The following is an 8,883-nucleotide window of genomic DNA, read 5'->3' on the forward strand; positions in this document are numbered from 1 at the left end:
TAACCAAACCTGCGATTAAAACTGTTAAAGAACTTGAGATCATTTTTTTATTGAAAAACGACTCAAAAATTGAATTTATAAACAGTATCAATCCCCAAAAAACAAAGGTACACCAACACGCAATATTTGCTGATTTTTTTTCTTTTTGAGAGTTTGTTTTAAAAAACATATTAGCTCCTTATTTGATGATGTAATTTTTGATTCCTGGATGCCAATAAGCCATGACTTCAAATGCACCGTTAGCAACCTCGTCATCCTCTTCCTCAATCTTGACCAGATCGCCGTCCTCCGCATCACCAAGGTTCAACTCTTTATGTATCTCCTTCAAAATGCCGCCGTATCCGATCAGCCTCCGGGCAGCCAATGCATCATCCAAATAAAACACCGTATTCAGATTGTCTTCCGTCACCTTGTTGCCACGCATAACATCCGTATCTTTGACCGGATACTTAGAGATTTCGAGAACAGCTTTTTGCTCCATCATAGCTTCTCGTACTTCGTCCTCGATCTGTTCAGCATCAATCTTGGCTTTACCTTTCACTCGACGAATATCAACAATCGGCATGTAATCCAATTTCATTGCCCTTTTCCATAGACTTGTCCACTCTGACTGCTTGATATAATTCTTTCCAAAGTAATTCCTCTTTACAGGCAACAAGACATGAAAATGCGGATGATATGTATCCTCTTTATGGTTTTTTGTAATCTCTAAAGCTCTGAAATAACCTAAAGTAGCTTCCTTGACGCGTTTATAACCGAAAAGACGATTCCATCCTTTCATCATGTCAGCAATCATAGGCTTTAATTCATCACCCTTAACATTACGGACCGTAAGTGTGAGAAAAATCCACCTGCAGCCATACTGTCGATTTGCTTCCTCAACAATTAATTTATTATGATAAGCAATTTTTAACGACCTGCGCCACGCACACATCGGACATAACCTCACTTTACAAAAATGAGCTTGATACAGTTTCAATTTTTCCGTCTCCTGGTCTCTCTTGAACGAAAGAAACTCTGCACAACCATTTAGTTTTTCAGCTTTTTTGCCATAGTAAGGTGCTCCGATCTTGCTCTCCAACGCTTCATAATGCTCTGCCATAAGATTCGTCCGTCTCTTTTTCCCCTTCCAATCCCGCTTTTTACCTGTTGCGGTTTTGTCTTCGAGGATGCTATAATCGTTTTCAGATGAATACAAAATGAAAAACTCCTTCTGAGCTAGTAATCTAGCATTCTATTGTTAAGTGTGGTAACTCAATAATAGCAGAAGGAGTTTTTACCTGTCAAAAAAGCTCTCATCCCTTTACTGATAAGGGTTGAAAGCTTTTTTTTCACCTTGAGATGTTTCTATATAGTATCAAGATAAGAAAAGACCCGATTTCGGCTTCGCCAAAATCGAAAAAGACCGGCTGAAAACAGCCGGCTTTTTTTAAAACCCAAAACAAAAGATCAAAACCATTCTTCCCCCCCGTAGGGGGGAGATTTTTTTTTGAAATTTTGCCTTTTCAGTCTCGGCACGATCAACGCACCCATGCCCGCATCATCTGCGCAGCAGCCCGTGTTATCTCCGCAGCATGCCCGCATGGTCGCACACAAAGAAAAAAACAGATCAATAACGATCTGTTTTCCATATCTTTAAGTTGTAAATCTCGATTCTTTATTCTTCATCATGTTGCATTCCTTGAAGCAACTGAAACCTCATCATGGTGCACGAAAGAATACCCCGCTCCAACCAACAGGCTTACAATAAGGACCGCTGAAAAAAGACCTTTAAACTTCATACAGGAAATCGCCCCTTTGAATTTGTCTTTGAGCGCACACCATCTCATTGTAAAAATATATAGAATCTTCCATGCGCTTATCCATAGTATAAAATTCTGCAGCGATTAAAGCTAGCTCTTCAAAATATGGATAGCCTTGTCCTGTTCTCAACGCCTCAAGGGCATTCATGACCTTTTGCCTGCTTCCAGTCTCAATAAATAATGCCTTTAGAACATTTAATAAATCCTGAAACAGACTATCGTTAAATTCTTCAGCTTGCTCCATTGCTTTTCCAAAGAATCCGCGTCCTTCAATCTTTTCATTGTTCCTAAAATGAATCAGAGCTAAATCATAATAAGCCTGGGTAATTTCCTTGGCTCCGCTTATTTTAGCTGCCTTTATAGCCTTGTGATAATAAGGTACAGCCGAAAAAAGGCTTCCCATCTGGTTATAACTATTCCCCATATTCAACAAAGCTTTTGCCTTTAAAGGAGAATGGTCCTCCATACCATCCAGCAAAAATAAAGCTTTTTTCATATGAGAAAGCGCTCTGTCATGAGTCCTCAAATCATCATAATTGCCGGCAATAACAAAATGACACTTGATACGATGAATTTTATATGTATCGTGCTTTTTATAAATGTCATATGCCTGTTGCACATAATACATAGATACATGCGTTTGTTTCATATGGTAAAAGACTTCAGCCATTTTAAAATAAAACTCAGCTTTCTCTATTTCATCCAAAACCCTCGAAAGCTTTTTCTCAGCCTTTTTGTATGACTGAATGGCTCTTATGTACTCACCAATAGAAAAATCGTACATCCCTTTAAAAAAATAGGTGTAGTATTCCATCATGCCAGACAGTTTTTTGCCTTTCCCCTCAATTTTTTTTAGATAATCACCTTTATTGATTTTTTTAGAGGGATCAGCCGGAAATAAATAATCAAGCATCATACGGTGTCTGAACTCGATCAGCTGATAATATATGAGCAAATCTTGATTTTCTTCCATAACATCAATCATCTGTTCAACTTCCGCTTTTACCTTTTCAGCGTTTCTAACATCGAATCGATTTATGTACATGTGCCACTCATTTATCTTTAGCCCTACATTCGCAGATGGAATAACTTCCATTCCGAGTAACTCCTCCCCTAATTTAATACTTTTTTTGTAAATGGTAGCACAGAAAAAGCTGTAAAATCGGGGTTGCGGACGCCGAACCTTAAATTTTCGGTAAGCCGAAAGCGAAATATTTTAAATTAACAAAATCGATTAGGATTATTTTTACACAAAAGCATCCTTACTCATGAAAAAAAGCCCTTTCGTTTCATTTTTCAAAACAAAAATTTTCTCTCGAAAACAAAGATGCAAAAAATCCATTTAAAGCTCAATACAGCGTCCCTAAATTCCTCTGCGGCCTTTTACTCTATTTTAAAATTAAAACCTCTCAGGAACGAATCTGAGAATCCTCAGAGCTATTTATCATTATCTATTAACCTCTCAAACAAAAAAGACGGATTGCTAAAAAGCATCCGTCCCTCTTATCCAGCTATCTATTTTTTACGTGGGCTACTGGTAGCGCCACCTCATGCTAGTATTATGACAAAAACGCCGGAGGAATAAAAATTGAAAATCGAAACGCTCGCTGAAGCACAAAAGAAAATGCAGGAGTTGCTTTCTGATCAAAAGCTAAATCTCACACAACACTTCCCAGAACGAAGCCCTGAAGGAATTGTCTTGCTCGACAAAAACAACAAATTGCATCAAGAGTTAAAGTAGAACCTTGGGCTTTGCCCAAACCCACCAACGGATGGCCGTTGGATTCCAACATTCAATCCCCCCAACCCCCCGCATCTCCGGGGGGCTCCCTCGCCGGTTGGCGTCAAACAAACGAGTTTGTTTGAGTGCTGAAAGGGTTCGGGTAGCACTGAGCGAGTCAACTCCTTAATCCTCCCTACGGTCCGGTTACCGTTGACTCACGCCATAAAAACTCGTTTAAATAAAACCACCCTTGAAACATAAAATTTTCACATGTATAATAAATATAGAAAGTTGAATAAACTAATAAGAAGGATTTCTGAGGATGGAACAGGCAGCCATCACCCTATGTTGGAGATGCGGGAGTGCCACCCCGCCTAAATCCTTGCGAAAAGATAATGAGACCATAACACTCACTCTGTTGTGGTCTTTTGTTTTGGAACTACACATTTTTTCAGCATCCCCTTATTTGTATAGCTCTTTACTTTTAAATCGCTCATCACAAACAAAGAACGCGCAAAAAATACTCCTTTCTTTGTTGCTCGGACTGCAACTAAAACATGTTTTTCATTATCTTCGTCAAAAAAAACTTTAATATATTGAATAGATCCATTGTTCGGATGAAGAGAAACATAATCCGGAGAAGAAATTATTTCTTCTAAGTAACAACCATATTTGTTAAAATCCTCGGGATGCTCTTTAATCATATGATCAATATTAGATTTTCCAATAAAAATTGGAGTTGGGCTAATAGTCAAATTTAACTGATTAATCACAGTATCATTAATAACCCCTATTTGTTCAAAACTCATAATAACTCCCCCATCCACTTTTACTCATTCTTATCTTCACTATCTTCATCTACCTGACTTTGATTATCCATTTCTTCTATTTGAATCAAATCCCGCTTTTCACCATAAATAAGTTTTGGTCGATCCTCCAACTGCCAATCTTCAATAATCACTAAGTCCCTTATTAAACCCAATAAATCATTTAATCCAGACTTAGAAGAAATTTTAGGATAATGAGGCAAAGCAAGACCAATTATTCTTGATTCATTAAGATAAAAAGGACTATCAAATACAGATGGTTCTTCAATCTGTAATTCATTCACACTCAAATGATCAGATTTTCTCAACACATAAACATGTCCAATTAAGACACCGTTTTTTCGTTTAGTAATAACCAAAAGATATTGATTGCTTTTATCTCCATCAACAGTTTTTTCTTTTGAAACAGACCATTGAAAAAGATGATGGACCTTAATAATTTCCCCATAAATAAAGTCAAGTTCCCTTATTCTTTTTAATAGACCATTAAGCAGGTCCTGATCATCTTTAATGTACTTCTTCGAAGCTTTTTGTATAAGAATAGTGTCACTGAAAGGCAAAAGATAGGTAGTATGTGACCTATGACCTTTCTGTGTTCGATAAACCAAATCCTTATCAACCAAGACTTTTATCCAATTATCAATAGTCCGAGTCTGACAATCGAAATAATCAGCGATTTTCTGAATACCATGCCAACTATGTCCATGATCATTATTAGCAGCGAAACAAAAATAGAGATACAATTTTAAAGGTCCAGGTTCCAAATCTTTCAAATATGTATCTCGAAAAGCATTATCTAAAGCTATAAAAGAAGACTTAGTTGTTTGATTAACCGTTCTCCAACTCTTATAGTAATGCTTCAAAGCAATATCATTAATATCAGAATCCGATGAAGGTAAAGAAAGTCTAAAACCACTCATTAAAACATCTCCTTATGTATGATAGATTCATCATAAACGAAAAAAAACACATACTCAAACGCGCTTAAACGCAGATAGTTTATCATTACAGTGTGCTTTTTTTCGTGGTTTACTTGCTTTTTATTTCGTTCAAACTATACGAATACTATACGGATAACAATACGGAATAACATAGACGAGTAAACACGAAAACCAATCCCGAAATGTTTTTCGGGCGAACGGAGTTTTTTATTTTTTTTAGAAAACATAAAAAAAGCGCAACAATCCATCTGTTGCGCACCTGATGTTTCTCAAACAAACTCAAATTCAAAGATACAATGCTTTTTTTATTTTTTGAGTAACAGTGCATCCTTTTACAAAACAACTCGAATAAAGGGTGCAGCACGAAAGGACTTTGGCCTCATCATAGCGAACCCTTTCTAAGAGGTGATTCGATATGGAAATGGGAGTTAAATTATCATCAAAGGACGTTGCAAAGCGTCTTGGTATAGAGCCCGTGACTGTACGAAAATATTCAAGCATACTTGAAGCTCAAGGGTATTCTTTCAATAAAGATTCCAAAGGATGGCGACTCTATAGCGAAGATGATGTAAAGGCTCTAGAATATCTATGTACAATGACCAAAATCAATGGACACTCGCTCGATGAAACCGCAAAACATATAGCAGGTTTATATCGATCAAATCTGTCCATATCGAATACCGATACATCGCTACAAGACAATCCTTTGATTGAATTTATCAAGCGACAAGAGAAATTCAATCGAAGCATGCTGGAACGCATGGAGGCATTCGAAAAAAGACAGAGCGAAAGACACGAACTCCTCACACAAGCCTTACGAGAGTCGCTGGAGACACAAAAAATGATCGCAGCCACTAAACAAAAAAAGTGGTGGCAATTTTGGAAGATCACCTGATTGCCCCAACAGTCACCGCTCTAATTCATTGTCCTTGTATTTATTGGCTTCTTTAGGCATTCCAGCCGTACGGAAAAACGATTCCGCTAATTTCCTCACCTTTGGCAATTTTTCTTTAGCCCACTGAACAATTTTGTCTTTCCATTGTTCGAGTACGGCAACTCTCTCTTTTAATGTCCTATTTTCTGTTTTTAGCGCCTGATTTTCTCCAGCTACTTTTTCAAGTGTTTGATTCTGCTTCTTGGCGAAACTAAAAAGCTCAGCATACTGCCCGTTTCTCTTATCAAGTTCCTGTTTTAGTTTTAGGCTCTCCTCAGCTTTGCGATTCCTCTCAATGATCAAGCCTTTATTTTCAGCTGACAGTTCTTTATTTTCCGTTCGTAAAGCCGTCAGCTCCTCTTTCACTTCCTGCCGCAGATCCTCACGCTTCTCTTCCGTAAATTCCTTTGCAAGCTTGCGTCGCATTTCCTTTTTGGACGCTTCAACTTCTGAATGGATCCTACTCTGCAGTTCTTGAAGCCGTTGGTCTTTTTCATCCGCCCGATCTGCTTCCTGCCGGGCGATAGACTGCCAGCGCTCCTTTTCCTGCGTTTCTGACTTCAATTGCCCCGCCAACTCGGCTGCCGTTTTAGTTTTCTGCTCCGCATAGGCGTACAAAGCATGGAGTTCCCGCTCTGGCACAATGACTTTATCCTTTTTGAGCCACGCTTTTTCATGTTCAATAGTCGGCATTTTCAACTCTTCAGCCTTAGCTGTCAGCGATTCTTTTTTCACTTCTATAACTGCTTGAACAGCTTTGTTTTGCTTTTCCAATTCCTCTCTCTGCTTTTCCTTTAAAGCAATTTCAGCATTAAGCCGCTCAAGCTCCGCTTGACGCTGATTTATTTTATATTGGTGAACATTCTCATGCTTCTTTTCGCTTGGTTCGCCGCGCACCAGGTCAAAACCGTTTTCAACCATGTGCCGATGAAAATCATCTTGAATGGCTTTCATCTTCAATTTGCCATTAAAAAAATCTTTCGCAGAGAGTCGGCCGTCCTCCGTGATCGGTACAATACCAACATGCATATGGGGAGTCGCTTCATCCATATGGACTGTGGCATAAAGCATGTTTTCAGCGCTGTATTTCTCTTTCAAATGATCAACTGCTGTTTCAAAATAGCGCCGCTGCTCCTTCTCGCTCAGCCCATTCATATAGTAAGGACTTGCCGTGATCAAAAATTCGCTGACCAAAACAGCATCCGCTCGGACCTTCCGTTTGACTCGACCCTCAATTTTTTCATGAATCGCTTTTGAATAGCTAATCGGTTTCTCGTTCACTAGATCATAATTTAAGTGCGTCTGCTCCCGATCAATATTTTCATTTTTACTTTTTTGAAACTCCCGCTGATTGTGTTTTTGCGTTCCATTCAGTCTATCTTTTTTGTATTTTTCCATCCTGATGACTGCATAATTTGCCATGAGAAAAACCCCCGATTCAGACCACTGTATAGGGGTTATGGTAACACAAAGTTTAGCTTTGGTGTAACGCACTACACCAAATTATGCTCATGGCAAATTTGGACGTGCGACCTGCGGTGCTAGTGGCTCTCTCATTCTCGCTATCGCGTCGAAAGTTCGTGCCACTTGTCGGCTGTCCGCCGACCCGATTTTCCACCGATGAGAGATCGGCAGAAAATCGGAAAAACCCATGCTGCTCTCGCAGCATTTGACCGCATGAACAATTTGTTCTGTGTGTCAAATTTTCAATTCCGAAAAGTATGCTACAGAATCACTCACGCATAAAGTCTGATCTTCCTTTTTAGATTTGCAATTTCAACAGCCCTTTATATTAAACCTAAAACCTTAAATTTCTATTAAAATCAGGAAAAAATGTTTACATTTACATGTTGTTTTGGAAGTATGGATATATCGTTTTATAAAAACAGATAAAAGAGAGAAGGGTAACACAAATGAAAAAATTTATAATTTCTGCAGTTACAACAACCATGTTAACTACTGGCGTAGCTTTACCTTATGCTAATGCACAAAAAAAACCACAACTAGTATCAATGGATGAATCGACTCCTAATGTAAATGTAAACGAAATTGCTAAAGCAAAAGAAATAACTGATATCATCAAAGATTTAGATAAAAAACTAAACATGTATGATTTATCTAAAAATAAAAAAAGTGATATCGATAAATTAGATAAAGAGGAACAAGAATTTTATTATTTATTTAAAAGAGCAAGTGAAAATGCCAATGGAAAACTAACTCAAGAAGATACACTAAAATTGTTAAACTCGTATTACCAAAACAATGTCAAACAGAGTGAAAATAAGAGCTTAGTAAGTGCTGCCAGTGTCATCAAGAAAAGAGATTGGAAACTATCAAACAGTCAAGTTAATAATATTGTAACTCTAGTTAACCTACACGGAACCGGATGGGGACTTATGATAGCTCTTGCTAAAGCCTTTGCAAAAAGCCCTACCTTATTAACAATGCTGATTGTTGCAGTACCAGCTTTAGGTGGAGCCGCACTGGCCAGATGCAATAAAAAAGGTAAAGGAATAATAATTAGTGACTTACAAGTAGGTGCCACACATAGTTTCTCTTGTCGTTCTAGATAAATAAAAAGACAAAAAAAAACCATTCTTTTATGGTTTTTTTTTTGATTTCAAAAAAGTAAATAGTAAATCAACAACAAAGAATA

Annotated in this window: 8 protein-coding genes; 3 read left to right on the plus strand and 5 right to left on the minus strand. The window is 37.9% G+C overall.

The window, feature by feature from the left end; translation table 11 throughout:
• Positions 1–178: 178 nt before the first annotated feature.
• Both NYE43_RS21620 and NYE43_RS21625 read right to left on the minus strand, forming a co-directional pair.
• Complete coding sequence (locus tag NYE43_RS21620) at positions 179–1,198, minus strand: protein rep (protein ID WP_341062790.1); 1,020 nt, start codon at positions 1,196–1,198, stop codon at positions 179–181.
• A 572-nt stretch (positions 1,199–1,770) separates the two neighbouring features.
• Entirely contained in the window at positions 1,771–2,898 is a 1,128-nt protein-coding gene (locus tag NYE43_RS21625) for a response regulator aspartate phosphatase (RefSeq protein WP_341062791.1), read from the minus strand.
• Positions 2,899–3,390: 492 nt separating this feature from the next.
• On the opposite strand from NYE43_RS21625, the gene NYE43_RS21630 reads away from it, so the two are divergent.
• Positions 3,391–3,543 (plus strand): hypothetical protein, encoded by a 153-nt coding sequence (locus NYE43_RS21630; protein WP_172694604.1) that lies wholly within the window; start codon positions 3,391–3,393, stop codon positions 3,541–3,543.
• Positions 3,544–3,935: 392 nt separating this feature from the next.
• On the opposite strand, the gene NYE43_RS21635 is transcribed toward NYE43_RS21630, so the two are convergent.
• Both NYE43_RS21635 and NYE43_RS21640 read right to left on the minus strand, forming a co-directional pair.
• Positions 3,936–4,334 (minus strand): PBECR3 domain-containing polyvalent protein, encoded by a 399-nt coding sequence (locus tag NYE43_RS21635; protein ID WP_341062794.1) that lies wholly within the window; start codon positions 4,332–4,334, stop codon positions 3,936–3,938.
• 20 nt (positions 4,335–4,354) lie between these two features.
• Positions 4,355–5,272, minus strand: coding sequence for a hypothetical protein (locus NYE43_RS21640; RefSeq protein WP_341062796.1), 918 nt, complete (start codon positions 5,270–5,272; stop codon positions 4,355–4,357).
• Positions 5,273–5,708: 436 nt separating this feature from the next.
• Between NYE43_RS21640 and NYE43_RS21645 the strand changes: the two genes are divergently transcribed.
• Entirely contained in the window at positions 5,709–6,188 is a 480-nt protein-coding gene (locus NYE43_RS21645; protein ID WP_341062797.1) for a DUF3967 domain-containing protein, read from the plus strand.
• A 12-nt stretch (positions 6,189–6,200) separates the two neighbouring features.
• Here the strand turns inward: NYE43_RS21645 and mobV are convergent, their stop codons facing one another.
• A complete protein-coding gene (gene mobV, locus NYE43_RS21650) occupies positions 6,201–7,649 on the minus strand; it encodes a MobV family relaxase (protein ID WP_341062798.1) in 1,449 nt (482 codons plus the stop codon).
• Positions 7,650–8,140: 491 nt separating this feature from the next.
• On the opposite strand from mobV, the gene NYE43_RS21655 reads away from it, so the two are divergent.
• Entirely contained in the window at positions 8,141–8,800 is a 660-nt protein-coding gene (locus tag NYE43_RS21655; protein WP_341062800.1) for a hypothetical protein, read from the plus strand.
• Positions 8,801–8,883: the final 83 nt, after the last annotated feature.

The sequence above is a fragment of the Bacillus sp. FSL R5-0434 genome (assembly GCF_038004745.1).
GTDB lineage: Bacteria > Bacillota > Bacilli > Bacillales > Bacillaceae > Bacillus > Bacillus halotolerans.

Bases quoted from the DNA above. Each gene is read 5' to 3' on its own strand.
- mobV (WP_341062798.1), bottom strand. From the start codon at position 7,649: ATGGCAAATTATGCAGTCATCAGGATGGAAAAATACAAAAAAGATAGA.
- NYE43_RS21635 (WP_341062794.1), bottom strand. From the start codon at position 4,334: ATGAGTTTTGAACAAATAGGGGTTATTAATGATACTGTGATTAATCAG.
- NYE43_RS21655 (WP_341062800.1), top strand. From the start codon at position 8,141: ATGAAAAAATTTATAATTTCTGCAGTTACAACAACCATGTTAACTACT.
- NYE43_RS21640 (WP_341062796.1), bottom strand. From the start codon at position 5,272: ATGAGTGGTTTTAGACTTTCTTTACCTTCATCGGATTCTGATATTAAT.
- NYE43_RS21645 (WP_341062797.1), top strand. From the start codon at position 5,709: ATGGAAATGGGAGTTAAATTATCATCAAAGGACGTTGCAAAGCGTCTT.
- NYE43_RS21625 (WP_341062791.1), bottom strand. From the start codon at position 2,898: ATGGAAGTTATTCCATCTGCGAATGTAGGGCTAAAGATAAATGAGTGG.